The following is a 24,104-nucleotide window of genomic DNA, read 5'->3' as shown; positions in this document are numbered from 1 at the left end:
ACTAATACCTGATCTTGGGGTCGAGCACGGCGTAGAGCACGTCACAGACCAGATTGGCCGCAATGGTCAGCGCCCCGAGCAGAATGGTAATGCCCAGAATGGTCGAGTAATCGCGATTAAGCGCGCTGTTGACGAAAGCCTGCCCGATACCGCCCGTGGAAAAATACAGGTCCACCACCACCGAGCCGGTGATCATGCCGACAAACACCGGCCCGAGATACGAAACCACCGGCAACAACGATGGCTTGAGCGCGTGCTTGAGGATCACTTGCCAGCCCGGCAGACCCTTGGCTCGGGCGGTGCGGATATAATTGGAGCCCAGAACTTCCAGCATCGAGGAACGCATGATGCGCGCAATATTGGCCATGTAGGTTGCCGACAGCGCGATCACCGGCAGCACCACATATTGCCACTGCCCATTGTACCAGCCGCCGCCCGGCAACCAGTGCAGCCCCAGCGTGAACACCAGCACCAGGATCGGCGCCAGCACGAAATTGGGCAGCACCTGCGCCCCGATGGTCACACCCACCGACAGATAATCGATCCAGCTGTTCTGGCGGATCGCCGCCAGCGTCCCCAGCGAAATCCCGACCGTCGAGGCGACGAGGAACGCCCAGAACCCGTAGGTCAGCGTCACCGGAAAGCCCTGCGCGATGATCTCGTTGACGGTGCGGTCCTTGTATTTGAACGACGGTCCAAAATCGAAATGCACCACAACATTCCAGACATATTCCAGCAATTGCTGCCACTCAGGCTTATCCAGCCCATAGCGCGCGTAGATATTGTCCATCACCTGCTTGGGCAGGTTCTTTTCGCCCTGGAATGGATTGCCCGGCGCCAGCTTCATCAGAAAGAAGCTCATGACAATCAGCAACAGCAGCGTCGGCACCGCAATAGCGATGCGCCGCAGAATGAATTTCAACATGGGAGTGCGCCTTGAATGGGCATGGCCGGCCTTTGGCTGCGAAACAATCGATGCGCCGGACCCCGCGCTCCTGGCGCGGGGTCCGTATCGATTGAGGCCTATTCGGCGACCTTGTAGAGGTCCTTGGCGTACCACGTCTGCTCGACGTTATCGTATGGCCAGCCCTTGATGCTGGTCTTTTGCAGGAAGACCTTGGCGTAGAAATAGATCGGGATCACCGGCACGTCCTTGGCGACCTGCTCTTCGATCTGCTTGTACTCAACATTGGGATCTTTGGAGGTCTTGGCCGCCAGCAGCAGCTTGTCGACATCCGGATTGGAATAGCCGGCATTGTTCTGCGACGACGTCGAATCCATCAGCCCTTCAAAGGTCGAGGCTTCGTTATAGTCTCCGCACCAGGCGTCGCGCGCCATCTGGTAATCGCGCTGATGGCGCTTATCCAGCAGGCTGGCAAATTCCATGTCCTGCAGGTTCATCACCACGCCCAGCTTTTCCTTCCACATCTGGCTCACCACCGTCGCCACCTTCTTGTGGGCCTCGGAGGTGTTGTAGATGTAGTCGATGGTCAGTGGATTGTCCTTGCCGTAACCGGCGGCCGTCAGCAGCTCGACGGCCTTGGCGTCGCGATCGGCCTGGGTCATCGCCGCATAGGGCAGTTCCGGCGGCTGGAAGCCGGCAGTGGCGGTGGGGGTGAAGTAATAGGCCGGCGTCTGGCCGCCCTGCAGCACGTTCTTGACGATCACATCGCGGTCAATGGCGTAAGACAGTGCCTGACGAACGCGAACGTCCTTGAGCGCTTCCGGAGCGTTCGGGGTCGAGTTGATATCGAAGTAATATGTACACAGCTGCGGCACCGAGAACGTCTCGTCCGGCATCTGCTTCTGCAGCGCCGGGAACTGGCCAGCTGGCACGTCGGTCTGGTCCACTTCACCAGCCTGATAGCGCGTAACGCCAGCGTTTTCGTCATTGATGGTGAGGAAGTTTACCGTCTCGAGCACGGTGTGCTCATTGTCCCAGTACTTCGGATTGCGCTTCAGCGTCACGCGCTCGCCGGCCTTGTTCTCGGCCAGGACATAGGCGCCGTTGCCAACGATATTTTCCGGCTTCGTCCAGTCGAGGCCGAACTTTTCAACCACCGCCTGTGGCACCGGGAACAGCGTGGCATGGGCCAGCGTACGCACGAAATACGGCACCGAAGCGTTGAGCGTCACTTCCAGCGTCTTGTCATCGATCGCTTTGACGCCCAGTTCTGTCGGCGCCATTTTACCGGCGACGATATCATCGGCGTTCTTCACGCCCACCAGGCCCGGGAAATAGGAATAGTTGGAGGCCGTCTTCGGATCGACGGCACGCTGCCAGCTGAACACGAAGTCGCTGGCCTTTACCGGATCGCCATTGGACCACTGCGCATCGCGCAAGTGGAACGTATAGACGGTATTGTCAGCATTCACGTCATAGCTCTCGGCAGCGCCTGGAACGGGATTGCCCTTGGCGTCTTCGTTATAGAGCCCTTCAAACAGGTTCAGCACGACGTAGGAGGTGTCGACGTCTTCCACGATATCGGGATCGAGCGAATTGATGGTGTCCAGCACCCGATAATTGAAAGTCTGGTCATCGGCCAGTTTGGTGCCTTCCGGCACCATGGCCGCATTGGCGGTCAGCGCTGTGGTACACATGAGCGCGCTCGCAACAGCGGCAGCTTTGAGGATGTGTGTGAGGTTCATGCTCGTCCCATCTCCTTGTTGAGGTCCTGATGTCGTCTGGGCTCCGGCTCGATCGGCCGGATTGGCAATGCAAGACCGAGGGGTTTTACCCAATGGTCAAGATTGATGGACGGTATCGCCATAAACCGACCACTGACAAGCGAAAGTTGACCTAAACGTCAAGCACAGGGACGTGAGTAAGGCTCATGGGTACTGCTGGCGGGTATGAAGCACGGAAACGATGTCGATGTGGTCGGCCTTGACGCGATACACGATCTTGTAATTGGGGTGTGCGAGCAGTTCGCGTGTGCCTGGCACAAGTCCGGGACGATACATGTATGGGTGTTCGGCCAGGGGGACGACGACCGCCTCTAACCGTTCGCGCAAGCGTCGCGCTGCATCGCCATCACGTTCCGCAATGTAGCCGATGAGGTCCTGCACCTGCTCGCGCGCCAGCAACGACCAGATGACGTCGAGCGCCATTACGCCGACTTTTTTCGCTTAGCTGCTGCTTCTATTATGGCATCAAGCTCGGCCATAACCTGATCGTGCGGGATGCCAGGCCTCGGATCATCCAGTGACGCCTGCACCTTCGCCCGAAACCAGACGTCATAGGCGTCGGCATCTTCCTGGGTGTCAAATTCCGAGATGATCGGATCGAGCTTGGTGGTCATGGCGATCTCCTGCCCCATAGCTTGGCACGACGCGCGCCGCTGTCAAGCGGGCCTATTGCCCACCGAAAATCCCGGCACGCTGCAATCCATAGATCGCCAAGGCCACGACAATCAGCCCCACCCAAGGCAGCCAGCCCGGTAATTCCGGTTTTTTCCTGGGCTGCTTCGGGTCAGGCTTCTTTTCGATCTTACGGAATTTGATGACGTTATCGGACATGCGTCAGGCGCGCTCCACAATTGCCGCAACGCCCTGCCCACCGGCCGTACAAACCGAAATCAGCGCGCGCTTCTTCTCTTGGGTGTTGAGCAGCTTGGCCGTCAACCCCAGAATGCGCGCGCCAGTCGCCGCGAATGGATGGCCATACGCCAGGCTCGAGCCCTTGACGTTGATCTTGGCCGGATCGATCGCGCCCAAAGGCACATCGCGCCCCAGCACGTCCTTGTTGTATTTCGCATCGGTCCAAGCCTTGAGCGTACACAAGACCTGCGCCGCGAATGCCTCGTGGATTTCGAATAGATCGATGTCGTCAAAGCCCAGTCCGGCCCGGCGCAGCATGTCCGACACCGCAATGGTCGGCGCCATCAACAGCCCTTCGCCAGCGGCAAAATCGTTGGCCGCCACTGCGCCCACGGTCAGATAGGCCAGCACCGGCAAGCCCCGCGCCCTGGCCCAATCTTCGCTGGCCAGCAGCACTGACGACGCACCGTCGGTCAGCGGCGTCGAATTAGCGGCAGTCAGCGTGCCATGACCAGAGCTCTTGTCGAACGCCGGCTTCATCGTCGCCATCTTGTCCAGCGTCGTATCGGCGCGCACATTATTGTCACGCACCAGGCCAGCGCATTGCACCAGCAGGTCGTCGTGAAAGCCTTCATCATAGGCGGCGGCCGCATTCTGGTGGCTGCGATAGGCCAACTGGTCCTGCGCCTCGCGGGTAATGCCCCATTCGCGCGCCATCAATTCGCAATGCTGGCCCATCGACATCCCGGTACGCGGCTCGTTCACCGATGGTGCCACCGGCGTCAGTTCGCCAAACGAAAAGCCCTTGAAGGTCTTGAATTTCTCGCCAGTGCTCCGCGCCCGCGACAGATCGATCATCCGGTGCTGAAACTTGTTGCCGAACACGATCGGGCTATCGCTGACCGTATCGGACCCCGCAGCAATCCCGCTTTCGATCTCACCCGAAGCAATCTTGGCGCCCAGCGTCAACGCCGCCTGCAAACTGGTGCCACAGGCGATCTGGATCGTCGTGCCTGGCGTGCGCGGCGAAAATCCGGCATCGAGCGATGCCTCGCGCGCCAGGTTGAAATCGCGGCTATGGCCGATCACCGCCCCCGCCATCACCTCGTCGATCTTTTCGCCCTTGAGGCCATATTTATCTGCCAGGCCACGCAGCGTCGTCGACAGCAGCGACAGGTTGGTTTCCTCGACATAGGCAGTGTGCCCACGCGCAAACGGGATACGCGCCGATCCGACAATCGCGACTTTCCGGAGTTCAGTCATTTCTTACCTCGAAATTGGCTTGCAAAGGCGTCAGGCCGCAACGAGACAGGTGTTGGGGGAGCACCGGAGCGCAGCGTAGATTACTACGTGAGCACCGGAGCGCAGCCCAACGCCTGGCGCAGTCCGGCATCACGTCTTTGCGGGCCAATTTCATGCTTTCCCATCCTTGCGCGCTTTCATCGGACCGCCGAGGAACGGCGCAAAACCGGTTCCCATGATGACGCCGATATCGGCGAGGTCGGCATTGGCCACCACGCCTTCGCCGACCACGATCTCGGTCATATCGACCAGTGGCTTGACCAGCTCACGCCCCAACCCCGCCAGATCGGCATGTTCCGGCGTCGGACCCTTCACGGCCTTGCCGTCCACCCATTTGTAAAAGCCTTCGCCGCTCTTGCGGCCAAGCTTCTTGGCCGCGATCAGGTTGGCGAACTGCGAGTTGTCCGGCACGGCATTGCCCAGCTCAGTCGCCACCGACTTGCCGACGTCGAGACCCACCGTATCCATCAGTTCGATCGGGCCCATCGGCATGCCGAAAGCCACCGCAGCGGCGTCCAGCAATTCCTTGCTCTCGCCCGCTTCCACCCGCTGCACCGCCGACAGCATGTAGGGCATCAACACCCGATTGACCAGGAAGCCGGGGGCCGATTTCACCACCACCGGCGACTTGCCGATCGCCAGTGCAAACGCGGCTCCCTTGCCGATTTCAGCATCGGTATTGAACGTCGAGCGGATCACTTCCACCAGCGGCAACTGCGCCACCGGGTTGAAGAAATGCAGCCCGATCAACCGCGCCGGATCCTTCAGACCCTCAGCGATCCGTTCCAGTTCGATCGAGGACGTATTGGTGGCCAGGATCGCGCCCGGCTTGAGCTTGTCTTCCAGCCCGCCAAAAATCTTGCGCTTGACCTCAAGGTTTTCCACCACCGCTTCAATGATCACATCGGCGCGCGATACGCCCTTGCCGGTCGGATCAGCCTCCAGTCGCGCCACCGCCGCGTCGACCTCGAACTTCTTGCGCAACCGCTTCTTGAACAGTGCCTTGCCGCGATCCAGCGCCGGCTTGATCCGCTCCATGTCAATGTCCTGCAAGGTCACCGACATGCCGCGCAACGCGCACCAAGCCGCAATATCCCCGCCCATCACGCCGGCGCCAATCACATGCACCCGCGCAAATCTGGCGCCCTTGGCGCCCTGTTTCTTCAATCCCTCGGACAGGAAAAACACGCGCCGCAGATTGGTCGCCGTGTCCGAACCCATCAGCGGCACGAAGGCTCCGATTTCACCGCGGATCATCGCCTGCCAGTCATTGCCGTGGGCTTCGAACAGATCGATCAGCGCATAAGGGGCCGGATAATGCTCGAGCCGCGCCTTTTTCCCGGCTTCAGCCCGCATCTTGGACGCCACATAGCCGCGCAACGGCCCCATCGCCATCACGCGTTTGAACAATCCCGCGCCGATAGCCTTGCGCTTCTGCATCACCGCCTTGCGCGCTTCCCAGCGCAGCATGTCGCGATGGCGCACCAGCTTGTCCACCAGGTTCAATCCACGCGCCGCACCCGCTTTCAGCATCCTTCCAGTGAGCATGATGCCCATGGCGTCCACCGGCCCAGCCTGCCGGATCGAGCGCCCGGTGCCACCGAAACCCGGAAAAATTCCCAGGTTCACTTCGGGAAACCCGATCCGGGTTTTGTCGTCATTGACCGCAATGCGATAGTGGCAGGCCAGCGCCAGTTCCAGCCCGCCACCCAGGCAGAAGCCATGGATACCGGCCACGACCGGCGCTTTCAAATTCTCGATCCGCTGAAACAGCGCATGCGTGCGCTTGAGCGCATCGGGCAGCACCGAAAAATCGCTCATCGCATCGAACTCGGAAATGTCTGCGCCGGCAATAAAGCCACTGTCCTTGCCGGACAGCAGGATGATCCCGACAATTTCCTGGCTGGAAATCAGGTCCTCGAACCGCCCGACCAGAGTTTCCAGTTCCGCAATCGCCTCCCGGCTCAGCGTATTGACCGGCGCGCCGGGCGTATCCAGCGTCAGCCAGCCCAACTGTTCGAGATCGACATGAAACGACCAATGCTTGGTCACTGGCATCTGCGGCTGGATCATCTTCGCTCCTCGGGGCCATTTGCCACGCCCTCGTGGTTCGAGGGTCGCTCCGCTCCCACCTCACCATGAGGCCTGCTTTTACACCGTCATTTCAGTAACCCTCATGGTGAGGCGCGCGTTCTTACGCGCCTCGAACCACGAGAGCGTTGCACTATTCCGCCGCCGCCCGCTTCTCTTCCAGCCCAAGTTCCCCCGGCTGGAAATCATCCACCTTCACCACCCGGTCCGTCGCTTCGTCGGCGGCACGCATAATACCGGCCTCGTTGCTATTGAGCACACCCGCCGCCACCGCATCGTCGATCGCGTCGCGATCCAGCCGACGCTCGAACGCGCCCTTGCGGCCCGCTTTGATGAATCTGGCCTCGATGTCCTCGGCCTCGGTCACCTTGACGAAAGCGTCTTCCAGAACGCCGGTAATGTCATTTGGGTCCATCGACACATAAGTGCCGGTGGTCAGCCGATCACGGAACGCGCCGGGCCGCAGCACCGAGCGCACGAAGCGATAGTTCACCCGGTCCGAAGCCGGCTTGGCATGTCGCCCCAGCGGGAAGCACAGCACCCGCATGGCATTGGCCATCAGCCCATTGGGGAAGTTGGCAAACACCTCGCCGAAGCTCTTTTCCATCATGGCGATATGATCGGCCATGATCGCATCGACCAGCGGCTTGTCCTCGGCAATGGCGCCCTCTTCATCGAAGCGCTTCAGCACCGCCGACATCATGTAAAGATCGCCCAGGAGATCAGCCATGCGGCCGGAAATCTTCTGCTTGCGCTTCAGATCACCGCCCAAAACTACCGTGGTCCAGTCCGCCACTAGCGCAAACGCCTGGCTATAGCGGTGCAACTGCCGATACCAATGCGCCATCACCCCATTATTGGGCGTGGAGGCAAAAGCCCCGCCCGAAATCCCATGCAGGAAGCTGGCGGCGATATTGCGCAGCATGAAGCTGGTATGGCCGGCAAAAGCCGTGTCGAACTGCTCGATCCCCTCTTTACGATCCTTGTTCTGCGCCGCCGAGATTTCCCGATAGAGGAACGGATGCGCCCGCAACACGCCCTGCGCAAAGGTCATCAGCGTGCGCGTCAGAATATTGGCGCCTTCCACAGTGATCGCCACTGGCAGCGCCATATAGGCGCCGAACAAATAATTGCTCGGTCCGTCCTGAATGGCCCGCCCGCCGTGAATGTCAAAGGCATCGTCCATGCTGTCGCGCATCGCTTCGGTGGTGCGATATTTCAGCAGTGCCGAAATCACCGCCGGGCGCTGCCCCTCATCCACCATCGATGCCGTCAGCCGCCGCGCCGCTTCATAGGTATAGGCGCGCTTGACCATCTCGCCGAGCGGCTCGGCGACGCCTTCCATGATCCCCACCGGAATGCCGAACTGCCGGCGCACCCGCGCATAAGCCGAGGTGACACGCAGCGTCTGCTTGATTGAAATCGAACCGATCGCCGGCAGCGAAATGGCGCGCCCGGTCGACAGGCACTCCATCAGCATGCGCCAGCCCTGCCCGGCATATTCGGTGCCGCCGATCAGAAATTCCATCGGAATGAACACGTTCTTGCCGGTGGTCGGCCCGTTCATGAACGCCTGCCGCGCCGGGAAATGCCGACGGCCGATTTCCACGCCCGGATGCTTGTGCGGCACCAGCGCCAGCGTAATGCCGATCTTTTCGCCACGACCCAGCAGATTGTCCGGATCGTGCAGGATGAACGCCAGCCCGACCAGCGTGGCGACCGGGGCCAGCGTGATGTAGCGCTTGTCCCAGCTCAGCGTGACGCCCAGCACTTCCTTGCCGTTATGCAGGCCCTTGCTGACGATACCGATGTCGCGCATGCCGCCGGCATCGGAGCCGGAATGCACTCCGGTCAGCGCAAAGCACGGCACTTCCAAACCCTTCGCCAGCCGACCGAGGTACTTTTCCTTCTGTTCATGGGTGCCGTATTTTTCCAGCAATTCGCCCGGCCCGAGCGAATTGGGCACCATCACCGTGATCCCCGCCGCCACCGAGCGGCTGGCGATCTTGGAAACGATCATCGACTGCGCCTGCGCGGTAAAGCCCAGCCCGCCATACTCCTTGGCAATCAACATGCCCAGGAAGCCGTTGTCCTTGAGGAACTGCCAGACTTCCGGCGACAGGTCGGCACGATTGTTGCGCGTGTCCCAATCGTCGATCATCGAACAGACCTGCTCGGTTGGGCCATCCAGAAACGCCTGCTCTTCGGCTGACAGCGTCAGCGGGCGAATGCCGGTCAGTTTCTTCCAGTCCGGACGCCCGGAGAACAGTTCGGCATCCCAGCCAACAGTGCCCGCATCCAGCGCTTCCTGCTCGGTGCGGCTGACGCGCGGCAGGATTTTTTTGACCATGCCATAGGTGGGCGCGATCACCACCGCCTTGCGGATCGCCGCGACGGACAGCAGCAGCAGAATGATCCCGGGCAGCAATGCCAGCACAAGCCAGGCCAAATTGGTTTCCACCTGCACCGCGGTAGTGCCAAACCTGATGGTGCTCAGCAGGCCAAGAACCAGCGCTGCCACCCCCCATTGCCACAGCGGGGATTGCCGCACCGCCAGGACTGCAAATGCAACAAGACCAACAGCGATCAGCGCCAGGGTCATTCCAGTCTCCTCCTCAACGTTTCCCGCCTGGCTGTTGCGCCGGTTCCGGAAACGGATGCTTAGCTTTGAACGCCACGCCGGATCAGTCTGCACTGCGCCCGTGGCGGCAGAAGCGACAGGAACTGTAAACCCTGTCGATTAATGAATTAAACCCAATCTAATCCCATTTACGCTTACGTCAACTCAATGACGATAACGGAATTTTGCGCGGTGACGTTACGCGCCGAGCCGCCGCCGCTCAAACAGTTCGGCAAGCATTTGACGCTAACGTAAAGCCATGGAATAAATTGTTGCCTGCGTTGCGGCGCACACAATCAGGGCGAATTGCCCGGGAGGACAGCGATGGACACCACCACCGACGCCACGGCGCCCCTGCGGCCCTGGACGGCAAGCTATCCCGAAGGCATTTCCTGGGACGTCAGGATTGATACCCGTCCCGTCCATGAACAGGTGCTGGCCGCCTGCGCCAAGGACCCGTTTGCGGTGGCGCTGGATTTTCTCGGCGGCACCACCAGCTTCGGCGATCTGGCCAAGAAGATCACCGCCTTTGCCGGTGCCCTGCAGCAGCAGTTCGGCATCAGGAAGGGCAGCCGCGTCGCGCTGATGCTCCCCAATACCCCGTTCTATCCCATCGCCTATTACGGCGTGCTGCGCGCCGGCGGCATCGTGGTCAATTGCAACCCGCTCTATACCGTCCACGAACTGACTCACATCACCAGGAACGCTGGCGCCGATCTGCTGATCACGCTCGATCTGAAGCAAATGTTCGAAAAGGCCGAGGCACTGGTCCAGGCCGGCTACGTCAAATCGGTGATCGCCTGCCACTTCCCGGATGCGCTGCCGCTGCCCAAGAAAATCCTCTATTCCATCGCCAAGCGCAAAGACCTGTCCAAGGTCTCCCGCTCGCCCATCGCCGCCCAGACCACCTATTTTTCCGAAATGCTGTCGCGCAACCAGACGCCGGACGCGGTGGTGATCGATCCGTTCAAGGACATCGCGGTGCAGCAATATACCGGCGGCACCACTGGCCTGCCCAAGGGCGCTTTGCTCACCCACGCCAATATCGCCGCCAATATGAGCCAGATCGACAAATGGGGGTGCGGCCTGTTCTACCCGCCGTCCAAGGTCGTGGCCGTGCTGCCGTTCTTCCATATCTTTGCCATGACCGTCTGCATGAACGTGCCACTCTGCAATGGCACCCCGGTGATCATGCTGCCGCGGTTCGAACTGAAGTCGCTGCTCAACCTGTTCATGCGCACCCAGCCCAACGTCCTGCCCACCGTGCCGACCCTTTTGGCAGCCCTGGCGCGGGACGCCACCGTCACCCGCGAGCAGCTTGCCAGCCTTGAAGTCGCCATCTCCGGCGGCGCCGCCCTCTCCGATAAAATCCGGGGTGAGTTCTCGACCAAGTCCGCCGCTATCCTTGCCGAAGGCTATGGCCTTACCGAAGCCTCGCCCGTCGTCTGCTGCGCCGCCTTGCGCGTGCCCAGCAAACCCATGTCCATCGGCCTGCCCCTGCCTGCCACCGATATCCGCTTTGTCGACGTCGAAACCGGCCGGGTCCTCGGCATCGGCGAGGATGGCGAATTGCAGGTCAAGGGTCCGCAGGTCATGCAGGGCTACTACAACAATGAGGAAGCCACCCGCGACGCCTTCATGGATGGCTGGCTGCGCACCGGCGATGTCGGCCACATGGATGAGGACGGTTATGTGTTCATCGTCGATCGCATCAAGGACTTGATCATCTGCTCGGGCTTTAACGTCTATCCCCGCACCATCGAGGAAGCCCTGCTCGAGCACCCTGCCGTCGAAGAAGTCAACGCCATCGGCGTGCCCGACGACTATCGCGGCGAAGCCCCGGTCGCCTATGTCAAACTCAAGTCCGGTCAGAGTGCCAGCGAGACCGAACTTAAGCGCTTCCTTGCCGAAAAGCTCAACAAGATCGAGCTGCCCAAGGACATCATCTTCCGCGACAGCCTGCCCAAAACCCTGGTCGGCAAGCTCTCCAAAAAGGAACTGCGCGAAGATTACGCCGCGCTGAAAGGCAAAAAGCCATGAACCGTCCCGAACCCGAAAATCGCGACCTGTTCGCCATTGCCGATCTCGCCAGGGAATTCGACATCTCGACCCGCGCCATCCGCTTTTACGAGGCCAAGGGGCTGATCACCCCCGAGCGCGTCGGCTCCACCCGCGTCTTCCGCCGCCGCGACCGCGCCCGGCTGATCCTCATCCTGCGCGGCAAGCGCCTCGGCTTCTCGCTCCGCGATATTTCCGATTATCTGAGCCTTTACGACGCCGACCGCACCCAGCAAGTCAATCTGCTGGTCGACAAGGTCGACGAACGCCTGGCCTCGCTGGAGCGCCAAAAATCCGATCTCGAAACCACCATTGGCGAACTCAGGGAAATACGCAAATTGGCGGATGTCAGTTAGGGCAAGCAGTTTGATAAATTGCTTATCCCGAGAGACTTAGGTAGCGAAGAATCGCATCGAATCCCCCCTCGCCCCTTGTGGGACTTGGAGGTGGTGGCGCAGCCACAAACCGCTCCGGTGGAGCGGTTTGAACCGAACAAGGACAGATTTTCTGCGTTCAGCAGAAAATCTGGGTGAGGGGTTGCCGCCGCAAATATTGAGCCTCAAGAGACCCCTCATCCGCCCTTCGGGCACCTTCTCCCTCAAGGGGAGAAGGAAGTTAAAGTTGGCTACCGCCCGCCCGGCTTGACATTCTTCGTCATCAAATCCGGCTTCTTCGGCTTCACCCAGCCTTTGGGTGGTTGCCGCACCGGCACATTGGTGCCCAGCCCCATCGCCCCCGGCGGCGGCTGGCTGACGGTGGTCGTCAACGCATCCCCATCGTCCGTCGCCAGTTCGGGTCGCTCACCTCTGAGATGCGCAATCTCGTTGCGCAATCGCGCTGCGGCTTCGAAGTCCATGGCTTCCGCTGCCTTGGCCATCTCGCCTTCAAGCGCAACAATCTTCGCATGGATCGATCGTGTGGACATTGGGAGCCTCGATGCTGATTCAGGTCAGGCCGAGTCGAAAATGGTGATGGCCGAGAACCGGAGCGGAGCGTACTTCAGGTACGTGAGCACCGGAAGCGCAGGTCATTGCCATTTGCAGACCGGCCTCACCTGAATCAACTCGCTGCTACGAATACCGCCATATCCTCCAGCGTCCCCGCCTCCGCCGCCGGCTTGTCCCAGCGGATCCGGTTGATCCGTGGAAACCGCAGCGCCACCCCCGATTTATGCCGCGTGCTCTGCTGCGCGCTGTCGAACGCCACTTCGAAGACCAGTTCCTTGCGTACCTCACGCACCGGCCCGAACGATCCAATCGTATTGGCCCGGATCCACTTGTCGAGCTGTTTCAGTTCCTCATCGGTAAAGCCAAAATACGCCTTGCCGATCGGCACGATCTCGTTGCCCTTCCACACGCCAAACGTGTAGTCCGAGTAAAACGAGCTGCGCTTGCCGTGCCCGCGCTGCGCATACATCAGCACCGCATCGACCACATTCGGATCGCGCTTCCATTTGAACCAAAACCCCTTCGGCCGCCCGGGCACATAGGGCGAGGTCTTGAGCTTGAGCATCACTCCCTCATGCCCATGCTCGGCCGCGCCCTGCCGCCGCATTTCCGCCAGCGCCTCCCAGCCGGAAAACTGCAGCACCTCGGAAATATCCAGCCGCGTCTGCGGATTATTCACCAGCCACGCTTCCAGTCGCGCCCGCCGCTCTGTCCACGGCAGTGCGCGAATATCCTCGCGCGCGTCAAACAGGATGTCGTAAACCCGGATAAACGCCGGGCTGTCCTTCAGATGCCTGGCCGACGCCGTCTTCTTGTTCAACCGCTGCTGCAGGTCATTGAACGATCCCGGCTCGAAATCCTTGCCCACCAGCAATTCGCCGTCCAGTACCGCCTGGCCTTGCACGTTCTCGACGATATCGGGAAATGCATTGGCGATATCGTCGCCAGTGCGCGAAAACAGCGACGCCGTCCCCTCGCCCAGCACCAGCTGCACACGGATGCCGTCCCACTTCCACTCCGCTGAAAAATCTTCCGGCGCCAGTTTGCCGAGGTCTTTTTCCGCATCGATCGGATTGCTCAGCATCAACGGATGAAACCGCGCCGCATGATCGATATCGGGCCGCTCTGCCTTCCCGTCGAGCCACGCGAACAGGTCGGTATAGGGCAGCGTCAACCCGTGCCAGACCTCCTCGATCTCCTGCAAATCCTTGCCGCTCATATCGGCTAGAGCCGTCTTGGCCAACCGCGCCGAAACCCCGATCCGCAGCGCCCCGGTCGCCAGCTTCACCACGGCCCAGCGCTCGTTGATCTCGGCGCGCGTCAGCAGTGAACCGATGAGCTTGGGCAGTTGCGACTTCGCGGTGATATTGAACAGTTCGATCAACTCGGTCAGCGACGGCAGCGGCTCGGTGCCACCATGATGCGGCCAGATCAGCGCAATGGTCTCGCCCAGATCGCCGACATAATCATAACTCAGCGCAAACAGATGCGGATCGACCTCGGCTAGCACCGTCTCCTTGAGCAGCGCCGGCTTGACGTTGCGAAAGCTCAGCGCGCCGGTCAACACCGCCAGCGCAAAACCCCGGTCGGGGTCCGGCGTCTCGCGGAAATACAGCGTCAGCGCCGCCAATTTGCGGTTGCGCGATGGCGTCAACGCCAGCAGTTCGAGCAATTGGGCAAAGCGTTTCATTCCTCGCCCTCCCCGCCATTGTCTTCATAGCCCTGGATATTGAGCGGCTCGGCAGTCAACCCCTGCTGTCAGCACCAATAAACCAGCGCATCCTCGCGCCCATGCGTCACCCAGATGGTCTGCGCCCTGGTGTCACCGATAGTCTGGCGCAGTTCGCCCCAGTCGCAATGGTCCGAAATCACCAGCGGCAGTTCCACCAGCGCCTGCCGCGCCCGCTGCTTGACGCTCATCCAGCCCGACGCCTGACACGTCACCGGATCGGGAAACCGCCGGCTCCAGCGGTCGCGAATGGCCGACGGCGGCGCGATCACGATCTGGCCTTCCATTGCAGCCTTTGGCACATCCAGCGCCGGCCGCAGATCGCCCAGCGGCACCCCCAGTTCCTCATAAAGCGCACACAGCCGCAACATCGCGCCATGCAGGTAAATCGGCGCATCATACCCCGCATCGCGCAACAGGCCGATCACCCGCTGCGCCTTGCCCAGCGCGTAACACCCAATCAGATGCGCCCGCTCCGGCTGATTGCGCACCGAGGCCAGCAGCCGCGCAATTTCATGCTGCGGCAGCGGATGCTGAAATACCGGCAGGCCAAAGGTCGCCTCGGTCACCAGCAGGTCGCACTCCACCAGCTCGAACGGCTGAGACGTCCGGTCCGGCAGCCGCTTGTAATCCCCGGTCACCACCGCGCGTTGGCCTTTGTACTCGATCAAAACCTGCGCCGATCCCAGCACATGCCCGGCTGGAAAAAATGTGATGATCACATCATCGATCGGCAGCGGTACGCCAAAATCCAGCGCCTGAAATTGCCCCGCGCAATCCTCGCCATACCGCGTTTTCATGATGGCAATGGTGTCCGGCGTCGCCAGCACCGCCCCATGCCCACTTCGCGCATGATCCGCATGCCCATGGGTAATGATCGCCCGCGCCTTCGGGCTCACCGGATCGATGAACGCATCGATCGCCTTGATATGCAGATGCCGGTCGAGGATGGGTGCCATGGTTACAATAACGTCAGACCGAACGAAGTGGTTCAGAATCCGAACCCTCAGTCATCACCCTCGCCCCTTGTGGGAGAGGGACAGCAATTCTGCGTCCAGCAGAATTGCAGGGTGAGGGCGGCCTCTCCTCCGCAACGATCAAGTAAAAGCCCCCTCATCCGCCCTTCTGCGCTCCCTTCTCCCACAAGGGGAGACCGAAACGGATTAGAATACAGAGAACTGATACCAAGGATATTTGATGGCAGTAGCGGAGTTCGTCAACGCCCCTCTCCATTAAGCCTTTGAATTTAATTCTTTTTCAGTTCTCAGTATGTTTCTTTTGGCATAAGTCCACCAGCTAAATCAATGTTTTGCGCGCTACAAACGGCCTTGAGATAGGTCCGTTTGTCCACCATAGTGCATAACATGGATGATCCGATGAAGCTGCCTCCCTATGTGATCCGGCGCGGCAAGGTCTTGCAATACGTGCGCAGGATCCCCGGCGATGTCGCCCATGCTTTTCCGGTGATCCGCATCCAGCGAACCCTGGCGACCGTGAATGTCTCGGAAGCCTATGCAGCCGCCGGCCGCATCACCACCGAATTGGATGCCCAGTTTGCCGGCATCCGCCGCGAACGTGGGTTTACCATTGGCGTGATCCATGTCGATAGCTGGACCTGGCCGGATTGGGAGCAACTGGCTGACTGGTTCAAGGCAACATTGGTCGAAGACGATCTTAAAAGCCTGATCATGGGACGGAGGGGAAGGGCGCTTGCTGCTGGAGCAGCGCAAACCGTTGATCTGCAGGCCGAGCATCCTGATGCCTTGGACTTGAGCCAACACGACCATCGGCTCAAAGAGATGACCGTCGGCGAATACGCAGCTGAACGCGTCGCCTTTGTCCAATCCGTCGTGCGCCGGCTTGGCATCCCGATCTCGCAGGCCAATCCATACTTTGCGCGTTTCATGGCTGCCGCCCTGGCTGCAGAAATCGGCTTTCTGGACATCGCCCTGCGCTATCGCATGGGCCAGAAGGTTGGCTACTGCCATCCCGATACTATTGCCGGTCCGTGGAAGGCCGCGATTGCCGACAAGGCCGAACAACAGGTTGCCAAGATTGTTGGTCCTGCCAATGTCAGCCACCGCGCGGTGGGCAAGTCACTGAACGACTGTCGCGCCGCCTATGCGGCCGAACGGATCCGGGCCAACAAGCCAGCAACGCTCAAACAGCTCAACGACATGGATATCACCATTGGCCGCTTCCAGAGCCATTCTGGCATCAAGGATGTGGGTCTGGTGCAGCGCAGTCATATCATCGCCTTCAGGGACCAACTGTATGATGGCGGCGATTACGCTACGGCCTCGGTGAACAAGCGCACTGGCTACATCACCACTTTGGTCAAGACTGCCGCCAACAAGGGCTGGATCGATCAAGCAATCCGCGGCGATATTCGCTTAACGGTGCCAGAGGGAGAGGATGCGCGTGAACCCTATTCCACTGATGACCTGGCGCTCATTTTTGGCCATCCAATGTTCACCGAGCGCAAAATCACTTCCGGAACAGCGGCGGCGTCATTGGGTGTATTACCGTTCTGGCTCCCCTTGATCTCGTGCCTGCATGGCATGATCTCCAGCGAAATCCTGCAACTTGGCCCAGACACCGTTCGGATCCATCCTGACACGGACATTTGGTGCTTTGCTGTTACCACTAGCGGGGGACGACATATCAAAACCGAGGCCAGGCGGCGCTGGATGCCCATCCGCCATGAAATGATCGATCTGGGCCTATTGGACCTGGTCAAAGAGGCCGAGGCCCAAGGCTGGAAAACCTTGTGGCAGCCGGTAGAGGCCAAACATGGCGACATCGACGCTGTCTCCCAGCAGGTCTCAGCCTTCTGGGCCGACTTTGCCCGCAAGGACCTCAAAATCACCGATCCGCAAAAGACCCTGTATTCGTTCCGGCATAGTTTCAAAGATGCCATCGGCGCACTGGGTGCCAGCGATGACGAGAAAAAGCAGTTGCTCGGTCACGCAGAAACCGGCGCAACTAAGGGCTATGGGACCAAGAAGGCACCCAGGCCGGTTGATATCAAGCGTCTGGATGAAATTGTTCAGGCTGTCTCATGGCCGTTCCTGGCGGGTCTGTAAGACGAGGTGACTTCGGTGACGCCCATGATTGCCGATCGGGCGGCGACTGCCCACCATGACGGTTGTGGCACATCCGGCCAGTCAAACTATTCAGCAACGTATGGGCGTTGGCTATTAAGAAAAAGCAAAGCGTTCTGTGGCTGATCGAAAAACCAGCAGACCCCATGCATGCCTACCCGGCACCCGGGCAATAAACCAGCGTTGAACTCCAGTGCTGCCCTGAACCTACGCCCGGCATAATACAATTTTGTACGGAAGTCGTAAGGCCTGCCGCATTTGCCGCATTCTGCGAAAGCACCTATTGGTTCTAAGTCATTGTTGATGAAAATCAAAAGGCATTTATCTTGGTATTAGTTGATATCACCGTTGGACAAAGGTGTGATCTTTCAGTGGAGAACAATGTCGTTTGCTAGACGGCGGCGCAAAACTGCACGCCGGAAACTCCCATTGGCACCTTAAAGCCTCGACATGCTGCATGCGGACCTAAAAAAGGAGATCCAAATGCTGAAAAATACTTTTGTGGCGCTTGCTTTCATCGGCCTAATTGCTGCTGCACCGGCCGTTGCCATGGCAAGTTCAAACTCATCGGTCATTACTGCGACTGAACTGGCCACTTACTGCGATCAGGGCAACGCCACCGGCGACGTCAATCTGGATATGGGCAACGGCAAGATCGTCGCGATAACCGTTCACTGCGACGGCCCAGGAATGAAAGTCAGCTCAAATTCTGACAACGAGTCGGAACAAGGAGCCTCTGAAGCAGCTGAAAACGGCCAGGAAGACTAACGTTGACGCCGGCCCATTGAAATTTTCGTGGGCCGGCCGGGCTCGGCGGCAATACAACAAGATAATACTGCGCTCCCATGATCGGCTTACCCTTCGCCAAGCATTCATTCGCCTGCGGCTGTTTGGCGTTAGCTTGCCACGGCACTGGGCTCCAGCCGCCTGCGTCTCCTCGGAGCCACACGTTGGTCTGAAACGATGACGACAGCTATGTCGCCCATTTTGGCAAGATGACCGCAAGCTTCTTATTGTGAACCCTTATTTCCAGCGGGAGCCCTCCCGTGACCTCGCCGTCGATCTGCACCGCAGTCCGTGGGTCGCCGGTTATCTTAACCCAGCGTACCGCTTCGACCGTCAAGCCTGGGACATTCCTAAACAGCCCTATTCCGAGAGCCGCGAGCTGAACTACCCGAGCGAAATATTTCCCGTTCGTATGAAGAACGTAAAACTGCTCCTGTAGTGGGTTCGCGTCTGGAGCCAACATCCGCCCGGCGGCATAGCGCTTCGTTCTGGTTGCGATAATCCACCGTGCGTCGGAGTTTCCGTTTTCGGTTTCCAATTTCAGCTGCTGGTACTGTGACATGAAAATGGCTTCTATCGCTGACCACGCGAGGCCAGTTCTGCCCAATACCCTATGGCCTCGCGCTTCGAACAGGCTTGCGGCCTCGGCGTCGAATCCCACGCCAACGACAAATAGGAAAAGTCGGCCGTCTATCTCACCTACCGGTATTTCTCTCTGACGACCTTGCAGGAGGACCTGGGCAAGTGCCGCGGGATTACGGGGCATTCCGAGTTCCCGTGCGTATACATCTGCGGTGCCGGTGGGAATAATGCCAAGCGGGGTGGGTCGCCCCAGTATCCCTGTAGCGACTGAACGAACTGTCCCATCACCCCCTGCCGCAACTATGGTGTCAAAGCTTTCTGTGAGTGCTGCAGCTGCAGCGACCTCAACGCCATTATCAAAGGTGACAGTTTCCACAATATCGATGCTGGCACCGGCCCTGTACAAATTCGCGAGTACCGCGTCGTAGCGAACGCGAGCGTTTCGGCCAGCCCTAGAATTATGGACAATAAAGAAGCGGCTGCGCTGCACGGTGGGGACCCCTGTCAATCAGATCGTGATCCTGCAGAGGTTAATTGTTGAAGAGGCAAAAGACGTTTTGCATCGCAGATGTTCTGGAACAAAAGACGAACAATAATTAGGCCTACACATGATTTGCAGGTGGCTACGACGGGACCACAACTGCTTGGAACACATCTGTGCCGACGATCCTGCCACGGGCGAAGACTTACAAATCTGTATACCCGGCGACAGGTCGCCGCCAACCCGACGGGTTAGATTGGTGTTCGGAACTCAAAACAGGGCCTTAAAAAAATGCACAAACCTACACGGATACTCGGTGCGATAGCGACTGCAATCATCATTGCTATGGCAACCGCTGCGCTGCCCCAGCTCACTGCGGCCTATGCCGTCGAACAGCCAGTCACGCCCGAACATAATCCGCCGGGCGATATTCCTGATAGCCAAGTTTTCATCGCTTACAGTGCTCCAGGGTTTACACTGCAAGTCCCCGAGGGGTGGTCTCGAACAGATATCGCGGGCGGCGCGAGCTTTTCTGACAAGTTCAATTCGATGTCGGTGACCGAGATTGATAGTGCAATCGGTCCCACCATCGCTTCGGTGCAAAATTCAATCGCTACTGACCTGGTTGCCAATGGCCACGTGGTAACCGTGAGGAGCATTGGGCAGGTCAAACTCAACGGCGGGCAAGCCATCCGCGTTGAATACCAGGCAAACTCCATGCCGAACGCCGTGACCGGCAAGCAGATCCGGCTCGAATGCGTGCGCTACCTTTATGCGATGGCCGGCAAGCTGCTTACCCTTGATATGGCGGCGCCGGCTGGCGCCGACAACGTTGATCAGTGGCTGCTAATGGCCAATTCGGTCGAGCTAAAGTGACGCCGGTTTTGTCCGTTCGCGAATTGTATCGTTTCTATCACTCGGCGGGCGAGGAAACGGTCGCCTTGCGTGGAGCGGGTCTGCACGTCGAAGCCGGAGAAATGGTAGCACTTATGGGGCCATCTGGCAGTGGCAAATCCACACTTCTTGCCTGTATTGCCGGGCTCGACGAGCCGGACGGTGGAGTAGTCGAAATTGGCGGCGAGAGGATGAGCCGCCGCCCGGAAAGGGACCGTGCGAAGCTGCGCGCCCGGTCAGTCGGTATGCTAATGCAATCGGGCAATCTGCTCGAGCATCTTACAGTTTCGGCAAATATGCAGGTCCAGCGCCAACTCGCCGGCCGCGGCAACTCTGACGGGGTAGACGCACTTTTACAAACACTCGGACTATCCCAGCGCTCGAATGCATACCCCTCGACGCTTTCGGGCGGTGAAGCGTCCCGAGCGGGTCTTGCCGTGGCGCTGTCAGCGGCACCGCCGCTGCTGATTTGCGATGAGCCGACCGCAGAGGTCGATCGCGAGACTGAAAAGGCGATCGTGCAATTGCTGCAAAACCAGGCCCGTTCCGGAGTAGCGGTTCTGGTCGCCACCCACAGTGAGGCGTTGGCTGCGGCCGCCGACCGAATCGTCCGGCTCGACAACGGGAAAGTCATCACAAATGTCGCGTGAACTCCTTGTGAGAGTTGAGAACCTAAGGAAATCTTATGTTGCTAACGGCAATGCCTATGATGCGCTTCGGCATGCCAGCGGCACTGTCCTTGCAGGGGATCGAGTGGCCGTGGTCGGCCGCACAGGCAGCGGCAAGTCTACACTCTTGCACCTGCTGGCGGGGCTCGATGCTCCGTCCTCGGGCTCGATTTCCTGGCCGGGGCTTGGCCCACAACGCGACCTGAGACCCGGCAAGATCGGCGTCGTCTTTCAATCGCCGAGTTTGGTGCCGTGGCTCGACGTCACGGAAAACCTCATTTTGCCGCTACTCCTGTGCAACAGGCCCGACAATGTAAGTATCCTTGCTGCAGCGGCGCTTGATCGCTTCGAGCTTGGCCATCTGGCCACTCGACTGCCGGAGGAACTGTCAGGTGGACAAGCCCAAAGAGTTTCGATGGCCCGCGCAACCATGACGGGACCGTCCCTGGTGCTGGCAGATGAGCCGACCGGGCAACTCGACCTTGAGACAGGCACTCATTTGATGGACGCGCTGTTTGAGTGGGCCGACCACACCGGTGCCGCCCTCGTCGTTGCCACCCATGATCCGGGCATTGCGGCGCGCTTCACCACCAAATGGCAGGTCGATCAAGGCTCGCTGATCACTCCTACGGAACTTTTGTCATGATCATTGCTTGGCTGAGTGGACTGTTGCGCACCCGTTCGGGCCGCATCATTGGCATCGTTGCCGGGATTGTGGTGGCGGTGGCGCTTCTTGCCGACCTTGGAACCTTTATCCAAGGCAGCGCCGCAACGATGACCAGCCGCGCAGTGGCGACGGCCCCTATTGACTGGCAAGTGCAGGTACTACCCGGATCGGATAAGGCAGCTATCCGCCAGGCGATTACTGACGCGGCGCCGACATCATCGATCTTTGAAGTCGGTTATGCAGATGTCGCCAGCTTTGAATTCAAAAGCGATACCTGCATCCAGGTGACGGGGGCGGGTAAGGCGTTGGGGCTCGACGCAACCTACATTGCCACTCTACCATCGGGTTTCCGAATTTTGGCAGGCGATACAAGCGGCGCAGTGTTGCTCCAGCAAACGGCTGCAAATCTACACGCAGCACCCGGCGATACGGTGGTCGTCCACAAAGATAGTGGCGATGTTTCGATCCTTATCACCGGTATCGTTGACCTGCTCACTGCCGACACGATCTTTCAACCCATCGGCGTACCGGTTGGTTCCGCCCCACAGGCACCGCCTGACAATGCGGTTATTGTACCTTTGGACCAATGGCAGAAACTGTTTGGCAGCGTCGGCACCGCAGCTGTGGCCAGCGCCCACCTGCAGCTTCACACCGTGCTGGACCACGCATCCTTGCCCGCCGATCCCAGTGCCGCCTTTATTTCTGTCACTAACGCTGGACATAATTTGGAGGCGCGGGTCGCCGGCACGGCGCTTTTGGCCAACAATCTGGCGGTACAACTCGACGCGGCGCGCGGCGACGCGATTTATGCCCGGGTACTGTTTCTGTTTCTGGGAGCGCCCGGAATTGTGCTGGCCTGCCTCTTGACCATGGCGCTTGCGGCCTCGGGGGAACAGCGGCGTCGGCGCGACCAGTCGCTGCTCCGTCTTCGCGGTGCAACCGCCTCCGCCATCCTGACCATCGCTCTGGTTGAAGCCCTCGCCATCGGCGGGACCGGTGCATTGACTGGCGCCATAGCCGCGGCGTTAAGTGGCCCTCTGTTTGGGCTGCCGGTACAGGGTAGAGGCCGCCTGCTTTGGTCAGCTCTGGCCATATTTGCCGGTATCGGACTTGCGGTTCTGGCCCTACTCGTTCCCAGCGTCTCATCATTGTTTCGGCAGAGTGTTGCATCAGCACGGCAAACTTTGGGCGGCAATCGGATACCGCTCTGGGAACGTCTTTTTCTTGACATTATCTGCCTGGGCTTGGCCGCTCTCGTGTTTTGGCAGACCGCAGCGTCTGGTTATCAGGTGGTGCTTGCCACCGAAGGCGTAACGGCAGTCTCAATCGACTACACCGCATTTTTGGCGCCCGTCTTGCTCTGGATCGGCTCGGCTCTGTTGGGCATGCGGATTGTCAGAGCTCTGCTGACCTATGGACGTCAAACGGTAGAGGCCGCAGTCATGCCGTTGTCCGGCGCCTTGGCGCCGATCATCGCATCCTCCTTGAAAAGACAGCGCGGACGCCTGGCACGGAGCACAGCGTTCGTTGCTCTTGCCGTTGGCTTTGCAGTCTCCACGGGCGTGTTCAACACCACCTATCAGGGCCAAGCACGCGTCGATGCGCTGCTGACCAACGGTGCCGACGTCACGGTGACCGGGACACGCTTGGCACCTGCCGATCTGATCAAGGACCAGTTAGCGGCACTCCCCGGCGTCACAGCCGCGCAATTCATGCAGCATCGCTTCGCCTATGTCGGAACCGACTTGCAGGACATCTATGGCATTGACCCGAAAACCATCGGCAGCGCCACCGCCATGGCCAATGCCTATTTCGGCAACGGCAACGCTCAAGCCACCCTGGCTACTCTGGCAGCAACGCCATCGGCCGTTCTGGTGTCTGATGAGACGGTGACAGATTTCCAACTCAATCTGGGCGACCCGATCAACCTGCGTCTACAGGGACCTGATGGCGCGTACCAAAGCGTTCCCTTCATCTTTTCCGGCATCGTCCGCGAGTTTCCAACGGCGCCCCGCGACAGTTTTCTCATCGCCAACGCATCGTACATCGCCGCAATGACGGGTGTCCCTGGGGCCGAGGTCGGGCTGCTCAAGACCAAAGGCGACGCAAAGTCGGTCAAGCTGGCCGCCGCCGAACTCGCCAAGGCATACCCCGGAATGCGGGTATCCGAACTGGGTGATGCTGCCCATATCATCGGCTCTAGTCTGACTGCCATCGACTTGGCAGGGCTCACCTCGCTGGAGCTGACCTTCGCGGTAATTCTGGCATTGGGCGCGACGGGTCTGATGCTGGCGCTCGGCCTGGCGGATCGCCGGCGTGGTTTTGCCATTCTGACGGCCATCGGTGCCAAACCCCGACAGGTCGCCGCATTCATTGCTTCCGAAACCGCCGTGGTGCTTGGGCTCGGTACCTTGATCGGTATTGTCGTCGGCGGCCTTGTTGCTCAAGTTCTCGTTGTTATCCTGCAGGGTGTGTTCGATCCGCCGCCGGAGCAATTGGCGGTTCCATGGCCCTATCTTGCAGCGGTTGGCACCGCAATCCTGGTGGTAACCGGTATCACCCTCGCCAACGGGGTCCGCCAGGCGTCCGAGAAGCCCATGCAGCACATGCGCGAACTAACCTGAAACTTGAGTCC

General features: G+C 59.7%; 20 protein-coding genes. 8 read left to right on the top strand and 12 right to left on the bottom strand.

Going from position 1 to position 24,104, the window contains the following annotated elements; genetic code table 11:
- Position 1 precedes the first annotated feature (1 nt).
- From oppB to ABIT12_RS11950, 8 genes are all read right to left on the bottom strand, one after another.
- A complete protein-coding gene (gene oppB / locus ABIT12_RS11985) occupies positions 2-925 on the bottom strand; it encodes an oligopeptide ABC transporter permease OppB (RefSeq protein WP_348044664.1) in 924 nt (307 codons plus the stop codon).
- A 98-nt stretch (positions 926-1,023) separates the two neighbouring features.
- Positions 1,024-2,649, bottom strand: a complete 1,626-nt coding sequence (locus ABIT12_RS11980; protein WP_348044662.1) for a peptide ABC transporter substrate-binding protein — start codon at positions 2,647-2,649, stop codon at positions 1,024-1,026.
- 183 nt (positions 2,650-2,832) lie between these two features.
- Positions 2,833-3,111, bottom strand: coding sequence for a type II toxin-antitoxin system RelE/ParE family toxin (locus tag ABIT12_RS11975; protein ID WP_348044660.1), 279 nt, complete (start codon positions 3,109-3,111; stop codon positions 2,833-2,835).
- A complete protein-coding gene (locus ABIT12_RS11970) occupies positions 3,111-3,302 on the bottom strand; it encodes an antitoxin (RefSeq protein WP_348044658.1) in 192 nt (63 codons plus the stop codon). Before ABIT12_RS11970 ends, ABIT12_RS11975 begins: the two co-directional genes overlap by 1 nt.
- Before the next feature lie 52 nt (positions 3,303-3,354).
- Positions 3,355-3,519, bottom strand: a complete 165-nt coding sequence (locus ABIT12_RS11965) for a hypothetical protein (RefSeq protein ID WP_348044656.1) — start codon at positions 3,517-3,519, stop codon at positions 3,355-3,357.
- 3 nt (positions 3,520-3,522) lie between these two features.
- On the bottom strand, positions 3,523-4,803 hold the full coding sequence (locus ABIT12_RS11960) for an acetyl-CoA C-acetyltransferase (RefSeq protein ID WP_348044654.1): 1,281 nt from the start codon (positions 4,801-4,803) through the stop codon (positions 3,523-3,525).
- 150 nt (positions 4,804-4,953) lie between these two features.
- The gene (locus tag ABIT12_RS11955; protein ID WP_348044652.1) at positions 4,954-6,915 is read right to left on the bottom strand and encodes a 3-hydroxyacyl-CoA dehydrogenase NAD-binding domain-containing protein; all 1,962 of its coding nucleotides are present in this window, start codon (positions 6,913-6,915) and stop codon (positions 4,954-4,956) included.
- Positions 6,916-7,066: 151 nt separating this feature from the next.
- Entirely contained in the window at positions 7,067-9,535 is a 2,469-nt protein-coding gene (locus ABIT12_RS11950) for an acyl-CoA dehydrogenase (RefSeq protein ID WP_348044650.1), read from the bottom strand.
- Positions 9,536-9,877: 342 nt separating this feature from the next.
- Between ABIT12_RS11950 and ABIT12_RS11945 the strand changes: the two genes are divergently transcribed.
- Both ABIT12_RS11945 and ABIT12_RS11940 read left to right on the top strand, forming a co-directional pair.
- Positions 9,878-11,593, top strand: a complete 1,716-nt coding sequence (locus tag ABIT12_RS11945; RefSeq protein ID WP_348044648.1) for a long-chain fatty acid--CoA ligase — start codon at positions 9,878-9,880, stop codon at positions 11,591-11,593.
- On the top strand, positions 11,590-11,967 hold the full coding sequence (locus tag ABIT12_RS11940) for a MerR family DNA-binding protein (protein WP_348044646.1): 378 nt from the start codon (positions 11,590-11,592) through the stop codon (positions 11,965-11,967). Before ABIT12_RS11945 ends, ABIT12_RS11940 begins: the two co-directional genes overlap by 4 nt.
- Positions 11,968-12,236: 269 nt before the next feature.
- Here ABIT12_RS11940 and ABIT12_RS11935 read toward each other — a convergent pair whose 3' ends face one another.
- The 3 genes from ABIT12_RS11935 to ABIT12_RS11925 form a co-directional block, all read right to left on the bottom strand.
- Positions 12,237-12,536: a UvrB/UvrC motif-containing protein gene (locus ABIT12_RS11935; RefSeq protein ID WP_348044644.1), complete on the bottom strand. Its 300-nt coding sequence runs from the start codon at positions 12,534-12,536 to the stop codon at positions 12,237-12,239.
- A gap of 134 nt (positions 12,537-12,670) precedes the next feature.
- On the bottom strand, positions 12,671-14,248 hold the full coding sequence (locus ABIT12_RS11930) for a cisplatin damage response ATP-dependent DNA ligase (RefSeq protein ID WP_348044642.1): 1,578 nt from the start codon (positions 14,246-14,248) through the stop codon (positions 12,671-12,673).
- 68 nt (positions 14,249-14,316) lie between these two features.
- The gene (locus tag ABIT12_RS11925) at positions 14,317-15,246 is read right to left on the bottom strand and encodes a ligase-associated DNA damage response exonuclease (RefSeq protein WP_348044640.1); all 930 of its coding nucleotides are present in this window, start codon (positions 15,244-15,246) and stop codon (positions 14,317-14,319) included.
- Between the two features lie 417 nt (positions 15,247-15,663).
- Between ABIT12_RS11925 and ABIT12_RS11920 the strand changes: the two genes are divergently transcribed.
- Both ABIT12_RS11920 and ABIT12_RS11915 read left to right on the top strand, forming a co-directional pair.
- Positions 15,664-17,373 (top strand): DUF6538 domain-containing protein, encoded by a 1,710-nt coding sequence (locus ABIT12_RS11920; RefSeq protein WP_348044638.1) that lies wholly within the window; start codon positions 15,664-15,666, stop codon positions 17,371-17,373.
- A gap of 501 nt (positions 17,374-17,874) precedes the next feature.
- A complete protein-coding gene (locus tag ABIT12_RS11915; RefSeq protein ID WP_348044636.1) occupies positions 17,875-18,159 on the top strand; it encodes a hypothetical protein in 285 nt (94 codons plus the stop codon).
- A 205-nt stretch (positions 18,160-18,364) separates the two neighbouring features.
- Here ABIT12_RS11915 and ABIT12_RS11910 read toward each other — a convergent pair whose 3' ends face one another.
- The gene (locus ABIT12_RS11910) at positions 18,365-19,249 is read right to left on the bottom strand and encodes a diacylglycerol kinase family protein (RefSeq protein WP_348044634.1); all 885 of its coding nucleotides are present in this window, start codon (positions 19,247-19,249) and stop codon (positions 18,365-18,367) included.
- 282 nt (positions 19,250-19,531) lie between these two features.
- Here ABIT12_RS11910 and ABIT12_RS11905 point away from each other — a divergent pair, with 282 nt between their 5' ends.
- The 4 genes from ABIT12_RS11905 to ABIT12_RS11890 are packed head-to-tail and all read left to right on the top strand — an operon-like array spanning position 19,532 to position 24,093.
- Complete coding sequence (locus tag ABIT12_RS11905; RefSeq protein WP_348044632.1) at positions 19,532-20,116, top strand: hypothetical protein; 585 nt, start codon at positions 19,532-19,534, stop codon at positions 20,114-20,116.
- The gene (locus ABIT12_RS11900) at positions 20,113-20,784 is read left to right on the top strand and encodes an ABC transporter ATP-binding protein (protein WP_348063348.1); all 672 of its coding nucleotides are present in this window, start codon (positions 20,113-20,115) and stop codon (positions 20,782-20,784) included. The genes ABIT12_RS11905 and ABIT12_RS11900 overlap by 4 nt, the downstream gene beginning before the upstream one ends.
- The gene (locus ABIT12_RS11895) at positions 20,774-21,448 is read left to right on the top strand and encodes an ATP-binding cassette domain-containing protein (protein WP_348044628.1); all 675 of its coding nucleotides are present in this window, start codon (positions 20,774-20,776) and stop codon (positions 21,446-21,448) included. The genes ABIT12_RS11900 and ABIT12_RS11895 overlap by 11 nt, the downstream gene beginning before the upstream one ends.
- Positions 21,445-24,093: an FtsX-like permease family protein gene (locus ABIT12_RS11890; RefSeq protein WP_348044626.1), complete on the top strand. Its 2,649-nt coding sequence runs from the start codon at positions 21,445-21,447 to the stop codon at positions 24,091-24,093. Before ABIT12_RS11895 ends, ABIT12_RS11890 begins: the two co-directional genes overlap by 4 nt.
- Positions 24,094-24,104: the final 11 nt, after the last annotated feature.

The organism is Devosia sp. (assembly GCF_039927955.1).
In the GTDB taxonomy this organism is placed as follows: domain Bacteria; phylum Pseudomonadota; class Alphaproteobacteria; order Rhizobiales; family Devosiaceae; genus Devosia.
The sequence above is the reverse complement of the archived record's forward strand: the minus strand, read 5'-3'. Positions and strand labels throughout refer to the sequence as shown.

Bases quoted from the DNA above. Each gene is read 5' to 3' on its own strand.
- oppB (WP_348044664.1), bottom strand. From the start codon at position 925: ATGTTGAAATTCATTCTGCGGCGCATCGCTATTGCGGTGCCGACGCTG.
- ABIT12_RS11980 (WP_348044662.1), bottom strand. From the start codon at position 2,649: ATGAACCTCACACACATCCTCAAAGCTGCCGCTGTTGCGAGCGCGCTC.
- ABIT12_RS11975 (WP_348044660.1), bottom strand. From the start codon at position 3,111: ATGGCGCTCGACGTCATCTGGTCGTTGCTGGCGCGCGAGCAGGTGCAG.
- ABIT12_RS11970 (WP_348044658.1), bottom strand. From the start codon at position 3,302: ATGACCACCAAGCTCGATCCGATCATCTCGGAATTTGACACCCAGGAA.
- ABIT12_RS11965 (WP_348044656.1), bottom strand. From the start codon at position 3,519: ATGTCCGATAACGTCATCAAATTCCGTAAGATCGAAAAGAAGCCTGAC.
- ABIT12_RS11960 (WP_348044654.1), bottom strand. From the start codon at position 4,803: ATGACTGAACTCCGGAAAGTCGCGATTGTCGGATCGGCGCGTATCCCG.
- ABIT12_RS11955 (WP_348044652.1), bottom strand. From the start codon at position 6,915: ATGATCCAGCCGCAGATGCCAGTGACCAAGCATTGGTCGTTTCATGTC.
- ABIT12_RS11950 (WP_348044650.1), bottom strand. From the start codon at position 9,535: ATGACCCTGGCGCTGATCGCTGTTGGTCTTGTTGCATTTGCAGTCCTG.
- ABIT12_RS11945 (WP_348044648.1), top strand. From the start codon at position 9,878: ATGGACACCACCACCGACGCCACGGCGCCCCTGCGGCCCTGGACGGCA.
- ABIT12_RS11940 (WP_348044646.1), top strand. From the start codon at position 11,590: ATGAACCGTCCCGAACCCGAAAATCGCGACCTGTTCGCCATTGCCGAT.
- ABIT12_RS11935 (WP_348044644.1), bottom strand. From the start codon at position 12,536: ATGTCCACACGATCGATCCATGCGAAGATTGTTGCGCTTGAAGGCGAG.
- ABIT12_RS11930 (WP_348044642.1), bottom strand. From the start codon at position 14,248: ATGAAACGCTTTGCCCAATTGCTCGAACTGCTGGCGTTGACGCCATCG.
- ABIT12_RS11925 (WP_348044640.1), bottom strand. From the start codon at position 15,246: ATGGCACCCATCCTCGACCGGCATCTGCATATCAAGGCGATCGATGCG.
- ABIT12_RS11920 (WP_348044638.1), top strand. From the start codon at position 15,664: ATGAAGCTGCCTCCCTATGTGATCCGGCGCGGCAAGGTCTTGCAATAC.
- ABIT12_RS11915 (WP_348044636.1), top strand. From the start codon at position 17,875: ATGCTGAAAAATACTTTTGTGGCGCTTGCTTTCATCGGCCTAATTGCT.
- ABIT12_RS11905 (WP_348044632.1), top strand. From the start codon at position 19,532: ATGCACAAACCTACACGGATACTCGGTGCGATAGCGACTGCAATCATC.
- ABIT12_RS11895 (WP_348044628.1), top strand. From the start codon at position 20,774: ATGTCGCGTGAACTCCTTGTGAGAGTTGAGAACCTAAGGAAATCTTAT.
- ABIT12_RS11890 (WP_348044626.1), top strand. From the start codon at position 21,445: ATGATCATTGCTTGGCTGAGTGGACTGTTGCGCACCCGTTCGGGCCGC.